17 protein-coding genes are annotated in these 21,726 nt (G+C 68.3%); 7 read left to right on the top strand and 10 right to left on the bottom strand.

Translation table 11 applies throughout. The annotated features are described in order from the left end of the window. Positions 1-141 precede the first annotated feature (141 nt). The 3 genes from ASF30_RS01200 to ybaK all read left to right on the top strand — a co-directional run bounded on the left by ASF30_RS01200 (position 142) and on the right by ybaK (position 3,854). Positions 142-1,254: a magnesium and cobalt transport protein CorA gene (locus ASF30_RS01200; RefSeq protein WP_055900366.1), complete on the top strand. Its 1,113-nt coding sequence runs from the start codon at positions 142-144 to the stop codon at positions 1,252-1,254. A gap of 72 nt (positions 1,255-1,326) precedes the next feature. Beyond that, on the top strand, positions 1,327-3,369 hold the full coding sequence (glgX, locus tag ASF30_RS01205) for a glycogen debranching protein GlgX (protein ID WP_082467364.1): 2,043 nt from the start codon (positions 1,327-1,329) through the stop codon (positions 3,367-3,369). Further along, the gene (gene ybaK / locus ASF30_RS01210) at positions 3,369-3,854 is read left to right on the top strand and encodes a Cys-tRNA(Pro) deacylase (protein ID WP_055900372.1); all 486 of its coding nucleotides are present in this window, start codon (positions 3,369-3,371) and stop codon (positions 3,852-3,854) included. The genes glgX and ybaK overlap by 1 nt, the downstream gene beginning before the upstream one ends. Before the next feature lie 171 nt (positions 3,855-4,025). Here ybaK and glgP read toward each other — a convergent pair whose 3' ends face one another. Continuing rightward, on the bottom strand, positions 4,026-6,593 hold the full coding sequence (gene glgP / locus ASF30_RS01215; protein WP_055900375.1) for an alpha-glucan family phosphorylase: 2,568 nt from the start codon (positions 6,591-6,593) through the stop codon (positions 4,026-4,028). 85 nt (positions 6,594-6,678) lie between these two features. Here glgP and ASF30_RS01220 point away from each other — a divergent pair, with 85 nt between their 5' ends. Then, positions 6,679-8,715 carry an alpha-1,4-glucan--maltose-1-phosphate maltosyltransferase gene (locus tag ASF30_RS01220; RefSeq protein WP_082467365.1) on the top strand — a complete coding sequence of 679 codons (2,037 nt, stop codon included), beginning with the start codon at positions 6,679-6,681 and terminating at the stop codon, positions 8,713-8,715. Further along, complete coding sequence (gene glgB, locus ASF30_RS01225; RefSeq protein WP_055900378.1) at positions 8,712-10,928, top strand: 1,4-alpha-glucan branching protein GlgB; 2,217 nt, start codon at positions 8,712-8,714, stop codon at positions 10,926-10,928. Before ASF30_RS01220 ends, glgB begins: the two co-directional genes overlap by 4 nt. 141 nt (positions 10,929-11,069) lie before the next feature. On the opposite strand, the gene ASF30_RS01230 is transcribed toward glgB, so the two are convergent. Both ASF30_RS01230 and ASF30_RS01235 read right to left on the bottom strand, forming a co-directional pair. Continuing rightward, positions 11,070-12,038, bottom strand: a complete 969-nt coding sequence (locus ASF30_RS01230; protein WP_055900381.1) for a tetratricopeptide repeat protein — start codon at positions 12,036-12,038, stop codon at positions 11,070-11,072. Then, positions 12,035-13,924 (bottom strand): hypothetical protein, encoded by a 1,890-nt coding sequence (locus ASF30_RS01235; protein ID WP_055900384.1) that lies wholly within the window; start codon positions 13,922-13,924, stop codon positions 12,035-12,037. The genes ASF30_RS01230 and ASF30_RS01235 overlap by 4 nt, the downstream gene beginning before the upstream one ends. A 185-nt stretch (positions 13,925-14,109) precedes the next feature. Between ASF30_RS01235 and ASF30_RS01240 the strand changes: the two genes are divergently transcribed. Next, positions 14,110-15,720: a DivIVA domain-containing protein gene (locus ASF30_RS01240; protein ID WP_235480228.1), complete on the top strand. Its 1,611-nt coding sequence runs from the start codon at positions 14,110-14,112 to the stop codon at positions 15,718-15,720. A 27-nt stretch (positions 15,721-15,747) separates the two neighbouring features. After that, positions 15,748-16,812, top strand: coding sequence for an AI-2E family transporter (locus tag ASF30_RS01245; protein ID WP_055900389.1), 1,065 nt, complete (start codon positions 15,748-15,750; stop codon positions 16,810-16,812). Between the two features lie 51 nt (positions 16,813-16,863). Here the strand turns inward: ASF30_RS01245 and ASF30_RS01250 are convergent, their stop codons facing one another. From ASF30_RS01250 to pyrH, 7 genes are read right to left on the bottom strand one after another with little or no spacing between them, the layout of a single operon-like run. Beyond that, positions 16,864-17,595 (bottom strand): alpha/beta hydrolase, encoded by a 732-nt coding sequence (locus ASF30_RS01250; protein ID WP_055900392.1) that lies wholly within the window; start codon positions 17,593-17,595, stop codon positions 16,864-16,866. A gap of 26 nt (positions 17,596-17,621) precedes the next feature. Further along, positions 17,622-17,924, bottom strand: coding sequence for a hypothetical protein (locus ASF30_RS01255; RefSeq protein ID WP_055900395.1), 303 nt, complete (start codon positions 17,922-17,924; stop codon positions 17,622-17,624). A gap of 24 nt (positions 17,925-17,948) precedes the next feature. Next, complete coding sequence (locus ASF30_RS23255; protein WP_082467366.1) at positions 17,949-18,641, bottom strand: lytic transglycosylase domain-containing protein; 693 nt, start codon at positions 18,639-18,641, stop codon at positions 17,949-17,951. 57 nt (positions 18,642-18,698) lie between these two features. Further along, positions 18,699-19,247 (bottom strand): DivIVA domain-containing protein, encoded by a 549-nt coding sequence (locus ASF30_RS01265; protein ID WP_055900398.1) that lies wholly within the window; start codon positions 19,245-19,247, stop codon positions 18,699-18,701. Between the two features lie 21 nt (positions 19,248-19,268). Continuing rightward, positions 19,269-20,291, bottom strand: coding sequence for a phosphatidate cytidylyltransferase (locus ASF30_RS01270; RefSeq protein WP_082467367.1), 1,023 nt, complete (start codon positions 20,289-20,291; stop codon positions 19,269-19,271). A gap of 5 nt (positions 20,292-20,296) precedes the next feature. Continuing rightward, the gene (frr, locus tag ASF30_RS01275) at positions 20,297-20,851 is read right to left on the bottom strand and encodes a ribosome recycling factor (protein WP_055900401.1); all 555 of its coding nucleotides are present in this window, start codon (positions 20,849-20,851) and stop codon (positions 20,297-20,299) included. A 34-nt stretch (positions 20,852-20,885) separates the two neighbouring features. Beyond that, positions 20,886-21,602 (bottom strand): UMP kinase, encoded by a 717-nt coding sequence (pyrH, locus tag ASF30_RS01280; RefSeq protein ID WP_055900404.1) that lies wholly within the window; start codon positions 21,600-21,602, stop codon positions 20,886-20,888. Positions 21,603-21,726 lie beyond the last annotated feature (124 nt).

A 21,726-nucleotide genomic window follows, 5' to 3' on the forward strand; every position in this document is an offset into this window, starting at 1 on the left:
GACCTCCATTCTCGCGCCTCCTCGGTGCGAGCTCGATCCGAGTGCCATTCATCGATGATCCAGCCGTGGTCCGCGAGTGCCCGGCGCCCCTCGACGACGCTCACGCCGTAGTCTGACCGGAGAAGGCGAAAGGGGCGACGGATGTTCGCGCGACGAACCGAGGCGACGCCGAATCGGCGCATCGATCCGCGTCGACGGCGCGGCGGCGGCCAGGTCGAGACGGCCCCGACCCCTCACCTCACCCGCTACGTCACCGATGGGTGCCCGGTGCCCGCGCCGAGTGGCGCGACCGTGGCCGACGGACTGCGGTTCGCCGATGCCGCTCCCGACCGCATGACGATGTTCTTCTACCCCGCCCCGACGCCGGCCGCGACGACGGAACTCGCCGACGCGTGGGGACTGCATCCGCTGCTCGTGGAAGACCTCCTCCACGCCCACCAACGACCCAAGCTCGACCGCTACGGAGACGTGCTCTTCCTCGTGGTGCGATCAGCGCGCTACATCGACGACGTGGAGGAGGTCGATTTCGCCGAGTTCCACCTGCTCGTGCGGCCCGGCGCCGTCGCCGTGCTGTGCCAGGACGCCCGATGGATCGACGGGACCGACGGAACGAACTTCGACGAGAACGAGGTGATGAGCTCGGACCGCCGAGAGCGCACCCTGCTCGCCGATGAGAACCTGCTCAGACTCGGCCCCGAGGCCGTCGTCTACAGGCTGCTCGATGCCATCGTCGACGGCTACTCGCCCGTACTGCAGGGGCTGGCGATCGACATGGAGCAGATCGAACGCCAGGTGTTCAGCGGTGACGCCGCTGTGGCCGAGCGCATCTACAGGCTCAGCCAGGAGGTCATCGACATGCAGCACGCTGCATCCTCGATGACGGAGGTGCTCCACGGTCTGAGGAAGGGATTCGGCAAGTACGACATCCCCGACGAACTGCAGGTCTACCTCGAGGACGTGTCGGATCACCTCACCCGAGCGACCTCGAAGGTCGGCGAGTACCGGGACGCCCTGTCGCAGATCCTGACGGTGAACTCGACCCTCGTGGCACAGCGCCAGAACGAGGACATGAAGAAGATCTCGGGATGGGCGGCCATCCTGTTCGCCCCCACCCTGATCGCCGCCGTCTACGGCATGAACTTCGACGTCATGCCCGAACTCCACTGGGCGTTCGGCTATCCGATGGCCGTCATCCTGATGGTCGGCTTCGCCGCGCTGCTGTACTGGATCTTCAAGCGCCGGAAGTGGATGTAGCCGGCCACGTCTCCGAGTGCCACCGGAGCGCGGTGTCCGGAGTGGCCGGCCATGATCAGTACTGTTGATCGCATGACTCACGGCCGGCCCTCCGCCCCGCTCGGCGTACGGATGACCTCGCACGGAGGCGAATTGCGCGTGTGGAGCGCGACCGCCGACTCGCTGGAACTCTGCCTGTTCGACACCAACGATTCCGACTGGGTCTTCAAGACGGTTCCGATGACGCGAGACGGCGACGTGTGGTTCGCGCGCACGCGCTCGCTCTCCCCCGGCCGTCAGTACGCCGTTCGCGCCACGGGCCCGAGTACCCCTCTCGACGCCTTCGATCCCGACCGCCTCCTGCTCGATCCCTACGGACGCGGCATCACCCGATCGGCCAGCGGATGGCGCTCCGTCGTCGTCGACGACCAGTTCGACTGGCAGGGCATCGAGTCGCCGCGCACCTCGCTCGACCACACCGTCGTGTACGAGATGCACGTCAAGGGATTCAGCAAGCTCAACCCCGACATTCCGGTGGAGCTGCGCGGAACCTACGCCGGGCTCGCCCACGACGCATCCGTCGCCGCCCTCCAGGATCTCGGAGTCACGGCAGTCGAGCTTCTCCCGGTCCACGCCTTCACCTCGGAGCAGCGCCTCATCAAGCAGGGCCTCGAGAACTACTGGGGCTACAACACCCTCGGCTTCTTCTCCCCGCACGCTCCGTATGCATCGGATGCGGCCCAGGCCGCCGGGGCCGACGCCGTGCTGCGCGAGTTCAAGGGCATGGTCAAGGCACTGCACAAGGGCGGCATCGAGGTGATCCTCGACGTGGTCTACAACCACACCGCCGAGGAGGGACCCGGCGGCCCGACCACGAGCCTGCGCGGCATCGACAACCGCGGGTACTACCGGCAGGACGCCCACGGCGGGTACATCGACACCACCGGATGCGGCAACACCCTCGACTTCGGCCAGGAGGCTCCGCAGAACCTCGTGCTCGACTCCCTGCGCTACTGGGCCGAGGAGGTGCAGATCGACGGGTTCAGGTTCGACCTCGCCGCCACGCTCGGACGCGGCGCCGACCTGTCGTTCGATGCGCAGCATCCGCTGCTCCAGGGCATCCTGAACGACCCCGTGCTGTCGCAGCGCAAGCTCATAGCGGAGCCGTGGGACATCGGACCCGACGGCTGGAAGACCGGCGCGTTCGGCGACGGCTGGACGGAATGGAACGACCGCTACCGCGACAGGATGCGCGACTTCTGGCTCGGTGACATCGCCCGCGCCCGAGCGACGGGATCGGCCGGCAGCGGCATCGGCCGCTTCGCGACCAGGCTCGCCGGGTCGGCGAACACCTTCTCGCAGGAACGCGGACCGCTCGCCTCACTGAACTTCATCACGGCCCACGACGGCTTCACCCTCGCCGACCTCACGGCGTACAACCAGAAGCACAACGAGGGCAACGGCGAGAACAACCGCGACGGATCGAGCAACAACAACTCCTTCAACCACGGAGTCGAGGGAACGACGACGGATGCCGTCATCCTCGACACCCGCCGACGCGCCATGCGCAACCTGCTCGGCACCCTGCTGCTCTCAGCCGGGGTTCCAATGCTCACCGCCGGCGACGAGTACGGGCGCACCCAGCGCGGCAACAACAACGCCTACTGCCAGGACAGCGAGCTCACCTGGCTGAGTTGGAAGCGCGAGGCCTGGCAGAACGACCTCTTCGACGTCACGAAGCGCCTGCTGCAGCTGCGGCGGGAGAATCCGGCGCTGCGCCCCGTGAACTTCGGGATGTTCGGCGAGACCGTGCCGAGCGCCTCGCAGATGGACTGGTTCAACGACGAGGGGCTGTCGATGTCGGAGGACGACTGGAACTCCGCCGACGAGCGCACGCTTCAGTACTTGGCGGCATCCACTCCCGAGTTCGAAGAGTTCAACCGCATCCTGCTGGTCATCCACGCCCTCGAGGAACCCACCTCGGTGACGCTGCCGGAACACGAAGGGGTTGCCGGCTACTCGCTGCTCTGGGACTCCTCCGACGACACCCTCGACGACCGCGAGACCGAGTTCGTGCCCGGCCAGGAGCTGGCCGTCTCCCCCACGTCGATGCAGCTCTACCGCGCTCACGACTGATGAAACGGACGGATGCCCCTGGCACGCCGGCGACAGTGGCCCTGACCGCGGCGGGCATAGCGTTCTCGGCACACGTCTACGAGCATGATCCGCGGGCGACGAACTTCGGCACCGAGGCCGCCGAGAAGCTCGGGCTCGACCCCGAGCAGGTGTTCAAGACCCTCGTCGCCGACGTCGGTGGCACGCTCGTCGTGGCTGTCGTGCCGGTGACGGGGATGCTCGACCTCAAGGCGCTCGCCGCCGCGGCCGGCGGCGGCAAGGCGGCGATGGCCGATCCGAAGCTCGCCGAACGCAGGTCGGGCTACATCGTCGGCGGCATCAGCCCGATCGGCCAGAAGACCCCGCTGACGACGGTGATCGACGAGACGGCGATCCTCTTCGACACCGTGTTCGTGTCGGGCGGGCGCCGCGGCTTCGACATCGAGCTCGCGCCCGACGACCTCGCGTCCATCACCGGCGCGACGTTCGCGGCCATAGCGAAGTAGCCGACGCCACCAGCTGCTGATCGAGTGGCGAGCGACGAAGGAGCACACGTATCGAGATCCCCCCGACGTGCGGGACGGTGCGGCGTGGTCTCGATACGTGTCCTCGCTGCGCTCGGGCACCACTCGACCAGCGGTAACGCTGGCCGCGCGGGCACCACTCGGCCAGCGGCCCTACGCCGTCGCGATCAGGCCCAGGTCGGCGGATGCCGCCATCAGGGCGTTGTGCGGTACGACGCGCACCGTGTAGCCGAACGAGCCAGCGCGGCCGAGCTTCACCGTTCCGGTGAACAACGTCGGCTTTCCGGCATCCGGAGTCGCACCGTTCCCGGAGACCGGCTCGAGGGCGAGCCTCTGCACATCGGTGAGCTCGTCGCCTTCGCCACTGCGACCGTAGACGGCCTCGACGATCACGTCACCGGGCGTCAGGCCGCCCAGGTGGATGTGCGCACGCAGGTGCAGCTCGTCGCCCACCTGGGGCACCGATGTCATCCCGCCGGACTCGACGTGGGCGACGGAAACCCCCGGCCACGCGGCATCGACCTTCGCTCGCCAGGCCGCCAGCATGCGCCCGCCCTCGAAGTGATCTGCGGAGAGGGCCTTCTCGGCGGCAGCGGCGGGAACGTAGAGCGCCTGCACGTACTCGCCGACCATGCGGTCGGCCGACAGCGCCGGCGACAGGGTGCGAAGGGTGTGACGGATCGAGCGCATCCAGCTGCGCGGGATGCTGTCGTGGTCGCGGTCGTAGAACCGTGGCGCGATCTCGTGCTCGATGAGGTCGTACATCGCCTCGGCCTCGCGCCTGTCGCGCTCGGCCGGATCGGTGACCTCGGCCGACGGGATCGCCCAGCCGTTCTCGCCGTCGAAGAACTCGTCCCACCAGCCGTCGAGGATCGACAGGTTGAGCACACCGTTGAGCGCTGCCTTCATGCCCGAGGTGCCGCAGGCCTCCAGCGGCCGGAGCGGGTTGTTGAGCCAGACATCGGTTCCCGGATACAGCGTCTGGGCCATGGCGATGTCGTAGTCGGGCAGGAACACGAGGCGCCCGCGGATCTCGGGCTCGGCGGCGAACCGCACCAGCTCCTGGATGAGCCTCTTGCCCTCGTCGTCCGCCGGATGAGACTTGCCCGCGACCACGATCTGGATCGGCCGATCAGGGTGGGTGAGCAGGGCGCGCAGCCTGTCGCGATCATGCAGCATCAGCGTGAGGCGCTTGTACGTTGGCACGCGGCGCGCGAAGCCGATGGTGAGGACGTCGGGGTCGAGCACCTCGCCCGTCCACGCCGGTACCGGGCCAGTCGGGTTCTGGCTGCGCCAGGACTTCGCCGTGCGGCGCCGGGCGTCCTCGACGAGGTCCGCGCGCATGGCATTGCGCACCGCCCAGAGGTCGAGGTCGGTGAGTTCGTTCGACGTCCAGTCGACGGCGGTCGTGTCGGAGGTTCCGAAGGTGCGCTCGGCGAGGTCGAGCAACCGGGGATTCGTCCAGGTCGGCGCGTGCACGCCGTTGGTGACCGAACCGATCGGCACGTCGGCGGGGTCGAACCCCGGCCAGAGGCCCGAGAACATGCCGCGGCTCACCTGTCCGTGCAGCTTCGACACGCCGTTGGCACGCTGCGCCAGCCGGAGCCCCATCACGGCCATGTTGAAGACGTCCTTCGTCCCGCCGTCGTACGACTCGGCTCCGAGCGCGAGCACGTCGTCGACCTGTACTCCCGGCAGGAGGTCGGTGGAGAAGTAGCGGGTGATGAGAGCGGCATCGAAGCGGTCGATGCCCGCTGGAACCGGGGTGTGAGTGGTGAACACGGTTCCCGCGCGCACGACCTCGAGCGCCTCGGGGAACGACAGGCCCTCGCCGATGAGACCGGCGATGCGCTCGAGGCCGAGGAAGCCGGCGTGGCCCTCGTTGGTGTGGAACACCTCCGGTGCCTCGGTGCGGGTCAGCTCCGACCAGGCGAGCACGGCGCGCACCCCGCCGATGCCCAGCAGGATCTCCTGCAGGAGCCTGTGCTCTCCGCCACCGCCGTACAGCCTGTCCGTGATCTGGCGCAGGTCGTCGGCGTTCTCGGGGATGTCGGTGTCGAGCAGCAGCAGGCGCACCCGACCGACGGCGGCCTGCCAGATGCGGGCGTGTAGGGCACGGCCGTCGGGCAGCGCGATGGAGATCTGCAGCGGCGAGCGGTCGGGGCGGCGCAGCACTGCGAGCGGAAGGCCGTCGGGGTCGAGGGCCGGGTAGCTCTCGAGCTGCCATCCGTCGGCCGAGATGGCCTGGGTGAAGTAGCCCGCCTTGTAGAACAGGCCGACGGCCACGAGCGGGATCCCCAGGTCCGATGCGCTCTTCAGGTGATCACCGGCGAGGATGCCGAGGCCGCCCGAGTACTGCGGCAGCGTCGCTGCGATGCCGAACTCCGGCGAGAAGTAGGCGATGCGGGCCGGCTTCTCCCCCTCGAGGTGCTGGTACCAGCGCGGCTCCTCCAGATACGAGGTCAGCTCGTCCCGCAGTTGCTCGGCCCAGCCGACGTAGCCGTCGTCGGCGGCGAGCTCGTCGAGCCGCTCGCGACTGACCTCGCCGAGCAGGGCGATCGGATCGTTGCCGACGGCACGCCAGACGGTGGGGTCGATCCGTTCGAACAGGCGTCTGGTCGGCTCATGCCATGACCAGCGGAGGTTGCCGGCGAGGGCTTCCAGCGCGCCGAGGCGCTCGGGGAGGACGGCACGGACGGTGAACTTGCGGATGGCCTTCACCCGACTCACCCTATGGCCGTGATGTGACCGGCGTGTAAACGTCAAGCCTCAGCGCGCCGTGCCCCGATCGCGCTACGGTCGGACAGTGAGCTTCACAACAGTGTCAGCAGGCCGTATCCCCGTTCTCGACCTCTCGCCGCAGATCAACGACGATCTCTGGCCGGCGAAGGCCTTCGTCGGCGAGGTGGTGCCGTTCCGTGCGACGGCCTTCCGCGAGGGCCACGATCTCATCGGCGTCGAGCTCGTCATCACCGACCCGACCGGGGCGGCTTCGGTCCACCGGATGAAGCCCCTCGCGGCCGGCACCGACCGCTGGGAGGCGCAGGTGCAGCTCGACGTGCAGGGCGAGTGGACGTGGCGGGTGCGCGCCTTCGCCGACGACTTCGAGACCTGGGTGCACAACGCCGAGCTCAAGGTACCCGCCGGTGTCGACGTCGAGCTCATGTTCACCATCGGCGCCCAGCTCCTCGCCGGCGCTGGTGCCGACAAGGCTCGCCCGCTCGCCGATCGCCGCCTGCTGAGCGCCGCTGCGAAGAAGTTGAACGACGTGGCGAGGACCGATGCCGCACGCCTGGCCGTGTCGGCCGATCCCCGACTGCACGAGATCATCGGGAGGTATCCGGTGGCGAGCCTCGAGACGCACTCGGCGCAGCGCGTGATCCGCGTCGAACGCACCAGGGCCGGCCGTGGCTCCTGGTACGAGTTCTTCCCGCGCTCCGAGGGCGCGAAGAAGCTGCCCGACGGGTCATGGAAGAGCGGTACGTTCCGCACGGCGGCCAAGCGGCTTCCCGGCGTGGCCGCGATGGGCTTCGACGTCCTCTACCTGCCGCCCATCCACCCCATCGGCCGCGCGTTCCGCAAGGGCCCGAACAACACCCTCGACGCCGGTCCGAACGATCCGGGCTCGCCGTGGGCGATCGGTTCGGCCGAGGGCGGGCACGACGCGATCCACCCCGACCTCGGCACCCTCGCCGACTTCCGCTACTTCGTCGGCAAGGCGCGGGACGCCGGCCTCGAGATCGCCCTCGACTTCGCCCTGCAGGCGTCGCCGGATCACCCGTGGGTGACGGAGCATCCGGAGTGGTTCACCACGCTGCCCGACGGGACCATCGCCTTCGCCGAGAACCCGCCCAAGAAGTACCAGGACATCTACCCGATCAACTTCGACAACGACCCCGAGGGCATCCGCCAGGAGTCGCTGCGGCTGATCAGGCACTGGATCGCCCAGGGTGTACGCATCTTCCGAGTCGACAACCCGCACACGAAGCCGCTCGACTTCTGGGAGTGGCTCATCGGCACGGTGAACGCCGAGAACCCCGACATCGTGTTCCTCGCCGAGGCCTTCACCAGGCCGGCGCTGCTGCAGGGCCTCGCGAAGGTCGGCTTCCAGCAGTCGTACACCTACTTCACCTGGCGCAACACGAAGGAGGAGCTCGAGGAGTTCCTCACTTCCCTGTCGACCGAGACGGCCGACTTCCTTCGACCGAACCTGTTCGTGAACACGCCGGACATTCTCACCGAGTACCTGCAGTTCGGTGGTCCCGCCGCCTTCACCATCCGCGCCGCCCTCGCCGCGACCATGGCCCCGACCTGGGGTGTCTACTCGGGCTTCGAACTGTTCGAGGCCGTCGCCCGCCCGGGCGCTGAGGAGGCCATCGACAACGAGAAGTACGAGTACAAGCCCCGCGACTTCGCGGCAGCGGAGAAGTCGGAGCGGTCCCTCGCACTCTTCATCGGCATCCTGAACCACATCCGCTCGACGCATCCGGCGCTCGGCCAGTTGCGCAACATCCGTTTCCACGCCAGCGACGACGACTCCGTGCTGGTGTTCTCCAAGCACCTCGACGGCGCCTTCACGCCGACGGGCGAGTCCGACTCGATCATCGTGGTCGCCAACGTCGACCCGCACTCCGTCCGCGAGACCACGGTGCACCTGGACCCGACAGCGTTCGGCCTCGACGCCGACGCATCGTTCGAGGTGCACGACCTCGTCACGGGGTCGGCCTGGACCTGGGGTGCCCACAACTATGTGCGCCTCGACTCGTTCACCACCCCCGTGCACATCCTGCACGTCCGCCCCGTCTCGACGACGGATGCAGCATCGAAGGGACTCCCCGCATGACACGAGACGACGCCGAGGTCGCCCTGGGCCTGCCCGAGCTCTCCCCCGAACTGCTGGCCACCCTCGCCGCCGGCAGCCACTTCGACCCGCACTCCGTGCTGGGCCAGCACCTCGTCGACGCAGCCGGCGTCGGCGACCCGGCCACTGTCATCCGGGCGCTGCGTCCGCTCGCCGAGAGCGTCCACGCCGTGCTGCCCTCCGGCGCCCACATCGAACTGGCGCACATCGGCCACGGTATCTGGCAGGGCGTCAGCGTGCTCGGAGTGCAGGACTACCTGCTCGACACTCTCTACGCCGATGGCACTCACTGGATCGCCGACGACCCGTATCGCTACCTGCCATCCATCGGCGAACTCGATCTCCACCTCATCGGCGAGGGCAGGCACGAGCGGCTCTGGGACGTGCTGGGGGCGCACTACCGCGACCACCTCGGCGTCACGGCCAGCACCCGCGGCACCTCCTTCACCGTGTGGGCGCCCCGCGCCCGCGCCGTGCGCGTCATCGGCGACTTCAACGGCTGGGACGGCACCCAGCACTCGCTGCGCAGCATGGGCGGGTCGGGGGTCTGGGAGATCTTCGTTCCCGAACTGCACCCCGGCAGCGCCTACAAGTTCGAACTGCTCACCCAGGGCGGCGAGTGGGTGCGGCGCGCCGACCCGATGGCCAGGTACACGGAGGTTCCGCCGGCAACGGCATCCGTCATCGGAGAGTCCTCCTACACCTGGAACGACGGCGAGTGGATGGCGAACCGCGCCGCCCACGACGTGCACGACGACCCCATGAGCGTCTACGAGCTGCACTTCGGTTCCTGGCGCCCCGGGCTGAACTATCGCGACGCCGCCGACCAACTCATCGAGTACGTGAACGAGCTGGGCTTCACGCACGTGGAGTTCATGCCGCTGGCCGAGCATCCGTTCGGCGGATCGTGGGGCTACCAGGTCACCGGCTACTACGCCGTGACCAGCCGCTACGGCCACCCCGACGACCTGCGCTACCTCATCGATCGGCTGCACCAGGCCGGCATCGGCGTGCTCATGGACTGGGTTCCCGGGCACTTCCCGAAGGACGAGTGGGCCCTCGCCAACTTCGACGGCGCCCCGCTCTACGAGCACCCCGACCCCCGCCGCGGCGAGCAGAAGGACTGGGGCACGCTGGTGTTCGACTTCGGTCACCGCCAGGTGCGCAACTTCCTCGTCGCGAACGCGTTGTTCTGGCTCGAGGAGTTCCACGTCGACGGCCTGCGCGTCGACGCGGTCGCCTCGATGCTCTACCTCGACTACTCCCGCAAGGAGGGCGAGTGGGAGCCGAACATCCACGGAGGACGTGAGAACCTCGAGGCGATCTCGTTCCTGCAGGAGGCGACGGCGACGGCCTACAAGCGGAACCCTGGCGTCGTGATGATCGCCGAGGAGTCGACGAGTTGGCAGGGAGTCACGGCGCCGACCTCGGCCGGCGGTCTCGGCTTCGGCTTCAAGTGGAACATGGGCTGGATGCACGACTCGCTCCAGTACATCCAGGAGGACCCGATGTACAGGTCCTACCACCACAGCGAGATCACCTTCTCGTTCCTCTACGCCTTCAGCGAGAACTTCATGCTGCCGATCAGTCACGACGAGGTCGTGCACGGCAAGGGCTCACTGCTGGCGAAGATGCCGGGCGACCACTGGCAGAAGCTCGCCAACGTGCGCGCGTACCTCGCCTTCATGTGGGCCCACCCCGGCAAGCAGCTCCTGTTCATGGGGCAGGAGTTCGGCCAGCCCTCGGAGTGGAGCGAGGAACGCGGACTCGACTGGTGGGTGCTCGACCAGCCCAGCCACCGCGGCCTCTTCGATCTCGTCGGCGCCCTCAACAGGGTCTACCGCGATAACCCGAGCCTGTGGGCCCTCGACAACGATTCCAGCGGCTTCGAGTGGATCGACGGCGGCGCCGCCGAGCAGAACGTCGTCTCGTTCCTCCGTCGTGACCGCAGCGGCGACGTCATCGCCTGCGTCATGAACTTCGCCGGCAACCCGCACAGCGACTACCGCGTCGGACTGCCGTTCACCGGTCGCTGGGACGAGATCATGAACACGGATGCCGAAGCCTACGGCGGTTCGGGAGTCGGCAACCTGGGCGGAGTCGAGGCGACGGCCACACCGTGGGCCGGGCGACCGGCCTCGGCCGCGGTCACGCTGCCGCCGCTCGGCGGGCTCTGGCTGAAGCTGCGGCGGTAGCTCACCCGTTGGTCGAGTGGGCCGCGAGCGGAGCGAGCAGCCGTATCGAGACCACTTTCAGCGCCACGCAGGCGTTGTCGGTGATCTCGATACGCGTCCTCGCTCCGCTCGGGCGCTACTCGATCAGCGGAGCGAAGAGCGTCAGTACAGCAGCCCGGTCAACCGCCGACGTGCCGGCGCCACTCGCGGGTCCTCGAGGCCGACGACCTCGAACAGCTCCAGCAGTCGCTCGCGTACGCGGTTCTTGCCCGCGGCATCCAGCTTCGGGAACAGCGTGAGCAACCGGTCGAAGGCGTCGTCGATGTGACCGCCCGAGAGATCGAGGTCGGCCACGTCGAGCTGAGCGTCGAGGTCGTCGGGAGCGGCAGCGGCTCCGTTGCGGATCTGGTCGATCGTCTTCCCCTGCAACCTGAAGAGCAGGCTCACCTGGGCGAGGCCGGCGACGGCCTCACGGTCGGCGGGGTTCTGGGCGATGGCCGTCTTGTAGTGTCCGATCGCGGCCGGGTAGTCGCCATCCTCGATGGCGGCGTAGGCCTCGGCGTGATGCGGCGGCAGCGGCTTCTCGACGGGTTCTGCTGCCTCTGCTGCGGCATCCGCGTCGAGAGCGGATGCCGTGCCCGTGACACCGTTCTGGGCGGCCAACTGCAGCACCTGCTCGAGAACACCACGAGCCTGCTCCTCGGGAACGACGCCGGCGAAGAGGGGAACGGGCTGGCCTGCCACGATGGCCGCCGTGGTGGGAACCGACTCCACCCTGAAGGCCTGCGCGAGCTGGGGGTTGGCCTCGGCCTGCACCGTGGCCAGCACGAAGCGTCCGCCGAAGCTGCGCACGAGTTTCTGCAGCACGGCGGTGAACGCCACGGACTCCTCGGCCCAATCGGCGGCGAGGTCGACGATGACCGGAACGTGCTGCGAGAGCTCGAGCACCTCGCCGAAGTTCTCGTCGGTGCCGTTGAGCACGAGGCTCGGAACCTGCACGGCAGCGCCGGGAGCACCCGCGGCCGCGGCTACTGGTGCTGCCCCCGGCGCGCCGGGCTGCGGCCGGTTGGCGAGAGACGACAGGTCGACGGCGCCGCTCAGGCGGGACGGCACGGGGGGCAGATTGGTCACGGTACCTCCGAGGCAGAGATGAGTCCCTGTGAGAACCCGAGAAGCTTGATCTTCTCGGTCGAGCCCGCAGGCGGAACGTAGAACAGGATCTGGTCGCCGTAGGTCTGAGTGACGCCCTTGGCGGAGTTCTCGACGCCCGAATAGGCCTTGGCGGCGTTCTGCGGCGAAACCGTACCGCCATCCGTCGGCTTCACGGTCTCGGTCTCGTTGATGTTGGCCGTGACCACGGCACCCGAGTCGTTCGTGGCGAGGGCGATGGTCAGGCCCGAGCCGACGGAGTTCGTGAAGTCGATCGACGCCGTCGCCGGAAGCGCTGCGCGACGCTCGTCCTTCTTGGCGACTCCGACCTGGGCGATGAGCGGATCGTTCTCGGTGTCGAACAGGTCGTAGTACTCGCTCTTGTCACCCTTCAGCAGGATGTCGGCGTAGGCGGTCGACACCTGCTCGGGCGGCAGCAGCAGGAACTCGGAGTCCGGGGCGACGATCGGGGAACCGATCACGGCCGGCGCGAGACCGGGAACCGTGGCATCCGCCGTGAGCGAGACCGCGTAGCGCACGAGATAGTTCTCACGGGGCGACGCCTGGGTCATGACGAGCGCCGTCGGCTTGGTCGTCGGGTCGTCCTGGTTCTGGATGACAGTCATCACGACGCGCGGCCAGGCGTCGGTCTGCTGCGGGGCCGTGACGACGACAGGCGCGGCGGGGATGGCGTCGGGCGCTGCATAATCGGGCAGGGTGGCGCGCACCTTGTAGTTGGATTCGCGCAGCTCGAGCGCCGGACCGGTGAACCGGGTCTTGATCGCGTCGACATCGAGGTTCTTGTCGGCGTCGCCGGCCAGCACCGCGATCTTCCGCACGATGCGCTCCAGCTGCGGCACAGTGACCGCCGGCGGCTTGATGTCCTCATCGGCGACGGGATCCGGCGTGGCCTCCGACGTGGCCGAGGCTGACGCCGACGTGGTCGGAGCAGGAGCGAACGTCGGCCAGTAGTCGGCCGAGCATCCGCTCAGGGCCAGCCCGGCGACGAGCACGACGGGCACGACGGCGATGCGCGGGGCACGCCCGATGCTGCGGCGTCCACCGTTCCCGGTGACGGCCTTGATGGTCTTCGGCTTCGGCGCCCGCGGCAGTCTCGGCATCCGTGGTCCCTTCGGCATGTTGCGACGGGGGCGGCGCGACCGACGCAGGTGCAGCAGGGCCAGCAGGTAGCTCACGAGGCCGAGCAGCAGCAGGATGAGGCCGCCGACGATGAGCGGCCCGGCCCACGGAGTCGAGTTGTCCAGCGGCCACGTGATGGTGATCTTGGACGGCGCCGGGGTGGTGCCGTCGCCGGCGACGAGAAGGGAGTACCCCTCGGGGATGCTCATGGTCGCCGACACGCTGCCGGTGCCCGTGTACTCCTCGAGCCACAGGTCGCTTCCGGCGGGGTTGGCTGTGGGATCGGCGTCGGCGGGAGCCTTCGCAGCGGCGTCGGCTGCCGGGGCTGACGGCGTCGGCGATGCCGAACCGGGGCTGGTCGTGGATTCGGACGTCGGCGTGGGAGTGGGAGTCGGAGTCGAGGTGGACCCCGGGGCCTTCGTGGTGAGCTCATTCGCCTTGGCGTCGTAGCGCACGGTGTCGAACGGCTCGTCGCCGATCCACGCCGTGACATCGGCTTCACGGCCCAGGGCCATGATCACGGGGCCGGATCCTGAGGCGCGCACAGTCTGTGCGCCGGGGTGGGCGAGGAGGGCGCTCGCGTCGATGACGGCGTAGGAATCGCCGTCCTGGGTGCTGACCTCGAGCGTGACGCTCGACGGTTCGAGCAGCACTGTGCGCTGGGCGATGCCGAACGCGATCATCACTGCCGCGACGAAGAACGCCGCAATGGCTAGAACGAATCGCACGTAAGAACTCTCCTCGTGTGCCGGATGCACAGACCCCTCAGACTAACCGATCGACTCCTGAGAGTCGCCTCAGGCCTCCCCACCCGCCCCGGACGGGGTCGTATGCGAAGAGGTATCCGCACCCACTAAAATCGTCGGAGGCGCGCATGCTCTCCCCCGGCTGCCGCATCGACAAGGAGTATGAAGTGGCCGACGAGACAGAGTTCACCCAGGTCTTCCGCGGATACGACCGCGACGAGGTCGACAAGGTCATCCAGGGACTCCGCCGCGACGTGATCACGTCCAACAACCACGCGACCGAGGCTGCGAAGGACATCAAGCGGCTGAACGCCCGCATCGACGAGTTGAGCGCAGAGCTCGAGGAGGTCGGCAGTCCCACCTTCTCCGGTCTCGGCACGAAGCTCGAGAACACCCTCCGGGTCGCCGAGGAGCAGTCGACGCGCCTCATCGCGCAGGCCGACATCGATGCCGAGAAGCTGCGCAACTCAGCATCGGGCGAGGTCGAGAAGATCCGCAGCCAAGCCACCGACCAGGCCGAGCGCGTACTCAACGACGCCCGAGGCAAGGCTGCGCGCATCCTCGACGACGCCCGCATCGAGGCCGACGACGTCGTCACCCGTGCTCGCGAACAGCAGGAGCTGCTGACCCAGGATGCCGCACGCGACGCCTCCGCCATCCGTGGCGCGATCGCCACCGAGGCGGCCGAGCTGCGCGCCACGGCCAAGCGCGAGACCGCAGCCATCCGCGCCGAGGCCGAGCACGAGGCGGCCGAGATCCGCGTCGTCGCCAACCGCGAGGCATCCGAGGCCCGCGAGGCCGCAGCCGGACTCGCCCAGGAGACCGAGCAGACCCGCGCCGAAGTGGCACTCGAGCTGGACCAGGCTCGCGCGACACTCGCCCGGGAGACCGAGCAGGCACGCATCGACCTCGCCCGCGAGACCGAGCAGGCCCGCCTCGACCTCGAGCGCGAGAGCGGCGAGGCCCGCCAGCGCATCGAGGCCGAGATCGCCGAGGCTCGCACGGCCCTCGACCACGAGCTCAGCCAGCAGCGCACAGACCTGCAGCGCGAGATCGACGCCACGCGCGCTGAACTCGGACTCGAGCGCGAGCAGGCCAAGACCGACCTCGCCCGCGAGTCCGAGGCCGCCAAGCAGCGCCTCGAGCACGAGCTGGGCAGGCTCCGCGCCCGCCACGACGCCGACGTCGAACAGTCCCGGGCCGATCTGGCCCTCGAGCACGACCAGGCCAAGGCCGACTTCGAGGCCGACGCCGAGCAGGCTCGCATCGACCTGGAGAACCAGCTGTCGGCCATGCGCAAGAAGGCCGACCACGAGGTCGGCAAGCTGCGCCGCGAGACCGAGCAGGCACGCATCGACCTCGACGTCGAGCTCAAGGCCCGTCGCGACGAGGCCGAGCAGGAGCACCTCGCCCGCCACCAGGAGGCCGTCTCGCAGACGCAGAAGTTCCTCGACGACGCCAACGCCCAGCTCGCGGAGGCCATCGCGCGCACCAAGGACAACCGCGCAGAGGCCGACCGCCTCGACACCGAGGCCAAGGCCGAGTCGCGTGCCCTCGTGTCGCAGGCGGAGTCGGATGCAGCCGACGCCGTGAGCGAGGCCGAGGCCCGCGCCAAGGCGACCATCGCCGAGGCCGAGGAGCGCACTCGCGCCCTGGTGTCCGACGCAGAGGACCGCCTCTCGCAGATCCGCATCGAGCGCGACGCCGTCGCCGGCTACTTCGAGAGCCTGCGCAGCGTGCTCAAGCAGGCCGAGCAGGTGCGGGCAGACGGCGAGTAGCCGCGGCAGAGCCCGAACTCGACGTCAGTGAAGATCCAGAACGCCTTCAGGCTCGGCCTGATCGGTACCCTCGGTGTGGGCGTCGGCCTGCTGATCATCTTCTCGGTGGTTCAGCTGTCGACGATCCTCACCTACGTCGGCGCCGCCCTGTTCCTGGCCCTCGGACTCGACCCCGTCGTCTCCTGGCTCGAGTCGAAGCGCTGGCCGCGGTGGTCCGCCATCCTCGTCGTCCTCGTAGGAGTCCTCAGCCTGGTCGCCGGGCTGGTACTCCTAGTGGTGCCGATCATCGTCGCCGAGACGTCGAAGTTCATCACCCAGATCCCGACCATCGTCGAGCGGGTCGCGAGCCCCGACTTCATCGACCAGCTGCAGGACCAGTTCCCGGCGTTCAACGTGCAGCTGATCGCCGACAGCGTCACCAAGTCGATCAACGACTTCGTCGCCGATCCCACGAAGATCGGCGACCTGGCCGGCGGTGTGCTGGCCGTCGGCCTCGGGATCGGGGCCGGGCTGTTCGCCGTCGTGATCGTGCTCATCCTCACGCTCTACTTCACCGCGTCGCTCGGGTCCATCAAGCGCGCGGCGTACCAGCTCGTGCCAGCATCGAAGCGCGAGCGATTCTCCGACCTGACCGAGCAGATCACCTCGTCCGTCGGCCGTTTCGTCGTCGGTCAGGTCGGCCTCGGCCTGATCAACGGTGTGCTCAGCTTCATCTTCCTGTCGATCATCCAGGCTCCGTTCCCGGCCGTCCTCGCATTCGTCGCTTTCTTCCTGTCGATCATCCCCCTCGTCGGAACGATCTCCGCGTCGATCATCATCGTGCTGGTCTGCCTGATCCCGGGCCTGGGCTCGCCCCTGACGGCTCTCGTCGCCGGCATCTACTACCTGGTGTACATGCAGGTCGAGGCATACGTGCTGAGCCCGCGCATCATGAGCCGGGCCGTCTCGATCCCGGGCTCGGTGGTCGTCATCGCGGCCCTCGCCGGAGGCGCCCTGCTGGGGCTCCTCGGAGCCCTCGTCGCCATCCCGATAGCGGCGTCGATCATCCTGATCATCAAGCAGGTCGTGATCCCCCGCCAAAACGAGCTCTGACCCGACGGCGCCTTCCGTCGCGATCAGGCTGCGGCTGCGCCTGCGGCTGGTCTAGCCGGCCGGCCACTGGGTCGGGAGCGGCAGAGCAGTCGGATTCACCACGCGCACGATCTCCTCGAGCACGCGGCGGGTCTGCGTCTCTCCCACCCAGAGATGCTTCGCATCATCGACCGCGATGACCTCCGCCTCGGGAACCGCTGCGAACTTCACGAACGCCTCGGCCGGCTGCAGGAAATCGTCGTGTTCGGGAACCAGGGCCACCAGGGGATGTCCGCTGCCCGCCCAGCGGGCCAACTCGCTCGGGCTGGTGCGGCGGAGGGGTGGCGACAGCAGGATGGCGCCGTCGATCGGATGCTCGAGGCCGTGCTTGAGGGCGAGTTCGGTGCCGAATGACCAACCGACGAGCCAGGGGTGCGGCAGTCCCCGCTCCGCGACGAAGTCCATCGCCGCTGCCACGTCCTCGCTCTCGGTCACTCCGTCGCCGAACGCGCCATCGCTCGTGCCGCGAGGCGACGTCGTGCCCCGGGTGTTGAACCGCAGCACGGCGAGGTCGGCGAGGGCAGGCAGCCGACCGGCAGCCTTCCGCAGGATGTGCGAGTCCATGTAGCCGCCGTGCGTGGGCAACGGATGCAGGGTCACGAGGGTGGCGACGGGCGGCCGGCCGACGGGCATGGCCAACTCCCCCACCAGTGTCAGCCCGTCGCTGGTGTGCAGCTCGATGTCCTCGCGGATGCTCGGGAGGTCGATGCCCCCGCGGATCTCCTGCACGGCTGTGTCGGTCATCGGGTCCTCGTCTCGTGCTGCATCCGTCACCGGATGCGCCAGCAGTGGTTGTGCCAATGGCGCCGGTCGGCCAGCGCAGCCTCATCGCCGAGCAGCGCATCCGCGCGCCAGGCGACGACGTGGGCGATTCCGGGGTCGATGGCCAGCGAGCATCCCGGGCAGATGTAGCTCTTGACGGCTTGCACGCTCGACACGGGCTGCACGTTCCAGCTGCCGTCGCGCTTGCTCTCGGTGCGACGCCAACCCGCCATCAGACGAGTGAGATCGGCGTCGGGCTCGTCATCCCCGCGGCCTCGTCCGCGCTGCGGCGGACGGTTCGAACGGGGCATGGGTCCAGTCTAGAGGGGCGTGGCTCAGTACCAGCCAGCGTCCTCGGAGTGCGCCCAGGCGCCGCAGGGGCTGCCGTAGCGGTCGGCCACGTAGCCCAGACCCCAGGCGATCTGCGTGGCCGGATTGGTCTCCCAGTCGCCACCGGCGCTGCCCATCTTCGATCCGGGCAAGGCCTGCGGGATGCCGTAGGCACCGCTGGAACCGTTGCTCGCGTAGACGTTCCAGCCCGACTCGCGGTCCCAGAGGGCGACGAGACAGCTGAACTCGTTGTCTCCCCAGCCGCGGGCGTGCACCATCTCCAATGCGATGGCCTGCGCCGTGCCCGGGTCGGGGTTGCCGGCTGGAGGCGCCCAGCCGGAGCTCGACTCCTCCTCCTCGACGGCAGCAGGCTCGATGATGACGGGTTCAGGCTCCGGCTTGGCCGTGACGTCGTAGCCGTCGCGCTGGATGGTGACCTCGAAGTCTCCGGCGACATCGAGGGCCTGCACGTCGGAGGGGTCGTAGGCCTGGGGTACCCGGAAGTACGGAGAGGCCGTCGCGCCAGAATACGGGTCGACGACGTTCACGAGGATGAAGGCGGCGCTGGCCGCGAATGCGAAGGCGAAGAGGGCCGCGTGCGACCTGGACCGCCGGCGCACAGGGGCGGGTCGATTCACCGGAGTCGCGACCGCCACTGCGGTCTTGACGGTGACGAGTTCTCCTGTATGCCTACCCACGATTCCTCGATGCTAGCCCAGATCGGGCGTCGGGGACCAAATTCGGGGCGGGGTGTGTCAGCGGACGGCGAGCATGACGTCGACGACGCTGTCGAGGACGATGTCGACCTGGGCCTCGCGGTAGCCGCCACGCTGAGGACGGAAGACCGCGGTGCGCACGTCGTCGACGGTGAGGGCGTAACCGTCCTGGAAGTAGCGCGTGAGCTTGGCCGCGAACTTGTCGACGTCGGCCGTGCTGTAGCCCTCGGTGAGGAAGCTGGTGCGCTGGAACCTGTGGCCCTTGGCCCGATCCAGGCGGTTGAGGATGACCTGCGCCGTCTGGCGCGCCTCCCGGTACCACTCCTCGTTCCCGGCGTCCTGCAGGGCACGATCGCGCTCGCGCGCCGCGAAGGCGTCTTCGAGGCGTTCGAGCGCAGCGTCGACGTGCTGGGTCGAGTACCCGCCCTTCTGCATGGAGAACGCAGTGCGACGGATGTCGTCGGCCACCATCGTCGCCACAGCGGGGTCGGCGTCATACGCGACCCGGGCATCCGCGAGGAAGGCCTCGACCTGATCGACGTTGTAGCCGGGCTTGCCTCTGGCGGCGCGGGGGAAAGTGGTGCTCACGGGAACATTCTGCCAAACAGATCAGGCGAAGATGAGGAACAACGCGTACGTGATCACGGCCGACGGCAGGATCGAGTCGAGACGATCGAGGAACCCGCCGTGGCCGGGCAGCCAGGAGCTCATGTCCTTGATGCCGAGATCGCGCTTGAGGAGGGACTCCGCGAGGTCGCCGATGGTCGCCGAGAGCACGATGGCGACGCCGAACACCAGGCCGAACCACCACGGCATCTGCAGCATGAGGGTCGCGAGCAGGACTCCGCCGATGAGGCTGGCCGCAACGGCGCCGGCGAAGCCCTCCCACGTCTTCTTCGGGCTGATTCGAGGGGCCATCGGATGCCGCCCGAACGAGAGCCCGCTGGCGTAGGCGCCGGTGTCCACCGCGATCACGAGGATGAGGAACGCCAGGATCCAGTACTCACCGCCGTCACGGGCGAGCAGCAGCACGGTGAAGCTCATGAACAGCGCCACATAGACCATGACGAAGATGCCGGAGCCGACATCGCGGAGCAGTGACGATCCGGCCACCCGCCGGCCGGGCAGCACGCTCTCGACGAGCCGCCAGAGAGTGACCAGCGCGATTCCGCCGATGAGACCCAGCCACTGACCGACCCCCGACCACAACCAGGTCATCGGTATCATGGCGACGGTGGCGAACACCACGGGGATGATCGGCACCATGCGCCCGGACTTGCGCAGACCCTGGCTCAGTTCGTAGGAGGTGAAGAACACGATGATGGCACCGAAGAGCAGGAAGAGCTCTTTCACCACGATGAGGCTGAACAGCATCGCCAGCCCCAGCACCAGGCCGATGAGGATGGCGAGGATCAGGTTCCGACCCGTGCGAGCCTGGATCTTCTCGCTCGTCGCACCGATCCTGCCGCGCGTCGCCTCGAACTGGCGCTCGATATCGGCCCGGGTGGATTCCAGCTGCCGCTCGATGTCAGCGCGGGTGGCTTTCACCTGGGCGCGGACCTCGTCACGTTTCACATCGCGCTTGCGCCGCGGCGTCTGGGGCCGCGGCGCAGGATCTTCAGGAGCGGACATGGGCCCTAGACCTCGAGGAGTTCGGCTTCCTTGCGCTTGAGTGCGTCGTCGATCGCGTCGACGTGCGTCTTGGTCACCTGCTCGAGTTCCTTCTCGCCGCGCGCCACCTCGTCATCGCCGACCTCGCTCTTGAGCGCGTCGAGCTCGTCCTTCGCCTTGCGGCGGATGTTGCGAACCGACACCTTGGCGTCCTCGCCCTTTCCGCGAACGATCTTGACGAACTCCTTGCGGCGGTCAGCCGTGAGCTCGGGAAGGGTGACCCGGATGATGTTGCCGTCGTTCGACGGGTTGGCGCCGAGGTTCGGGGTGTCGCGGATAGCCTGCTCGATGTCGCGCAGGGCGCTCTTGTCGTAGGGCGTCACGACGAGCGTGCGGGCCTCGGGGTTCGCGAGAGAGGCCAGCTGGGCCAGCGGCGTCGGCGTGCCGTAGTAGCTCACCATGATCTTCTGGAAGAGCTGGGGGTTCGCACGACCCGTTCGCACGGAGGAGAAGTCGTCTTTGGCGACTTCGACCGCCTTGCTCATGCGGGCAGCGGCATCGGACAGGACATCCGCGATCACGGTGACTCCTTCTGGAAGGTACTTGAGGGAAAGCTTAGTTGCTGACGACGGTGCCGAGGTCGGCACCGAGGATGGCGGCCGTCACGTTGCCGGCGGGCTCCATGCCGAACACCTGCATCGGCATGTCGTTGTCCATGCACAGGCTGAATGCCGTGGAGTCCACGACCTTCAGACCCTGCTGGAGCGCCTCCTGGTAGGTGATGCGGTCGATCTTCTGCGCGTCCGGGTTGGTGCGCGGGTCTGCGTCGTAGACGCCGTCGACGCCGTTCTTGGCGACCAGCACGACGTCGGCCTCGATCTCGAGGGCGCGCTGCGCAGCCACGGTGTCCGTGGAGAAGTACGGCAGGCCCGCACCGGCGCCGAAGATGACGACGCGACCCTTCTCGAGGTGGCGCTCGGCCTTGCGCGGGATGTACGGCTCGGCGACCTGGGTCATCGAGATCGCGGACTGCACCCGCGTCTCCAGACCGGCCTGCTCGAGGAAGTCCTGTAGCGCGAGGGCGTTCATCACGGTTCCGAGCATGCCCATGTAGTCGGCGCGTCCGCGGTCCATGCCACGCTGCGACAGTTCGGCGCCGCGGAAGAAGTTGCCGCCGCCGACCACGATGGCGATCTCGACCTGCTTCGCGGCATCCGCGATCTCCCGTGCCAGGGCACTGACGACATCGGGGTTGACGCCGAGGGATCCGCCGCCGAAGGCCTCTCCCGAGAGCTTGAGGAGCACGCGCCGCCTCGTGTGGGTTCCGTTCATGCTGGACGCATCCTTTTCGTCGACTGTATTCAACCTACTGTGCCCCGGCTGCGGGGCGTGCCACCGTTCGCGTGATGGCAGAGAAAAAGGAGCCCGGATCGCTGACGATCCGAGCTCCTTTCAC

Origin of the sequence: Leifsonia sp. Leaf264, from assembly GCF_001422325.1 — a bacterium.
Lineage (GTDB): Bacteria > Actinomycetota > Actinomycetes > Actinomycetales > Microbacteriaceae > Orlajensenia.